At 34.9% G+C, this 232-nt stretch carries 1 pseudogene; it reads left to right on the top strand.

The window, feature by feature from the left end:
- Nucleotides 1-232, top strand: a pseudogene (locus CWB66_RS20245) (mechanosensitive ion channel family protein); the annotation flags it as partial.

Below are 232 nucleotides of genomic sequence, written 5' to 3'. Positions count from 1 at the left end.
TAAAAACTTAAATTTTGTAAAACGCTTTGCCACTCATCATTTTACTATTGTACGTAAAGAGAGTTTTAACCCATACCCAATTTACGACACGTTAACTGCTAAAGCTAAACTTTACTGTAAAGAATTTGAAGAAGTAGCCAGTCGATACAATTCAATTATTGAAAGAAAGCTGGATGCTAAAATTTCGGGCCCTGAGCCTGAAATTCACTTTGGTACAACGGATTTAGGTGAG

Origin of the sequence: Pseudoalteromonas sp. S558 (genome assembly GCF_005886635.1) — a bacterium.
Taxonomy (GTDB): domain Bacteria; phylum Pseudomonadota; class Gammaproteobacteria; order Enterobacterales; family Alteromonadaceae; genus Pseudoalteromonas; species Pseudoalteromonas aliena.
This window is presented reverse-complemented; position numbering and strand designations above follow the sequence as displayed.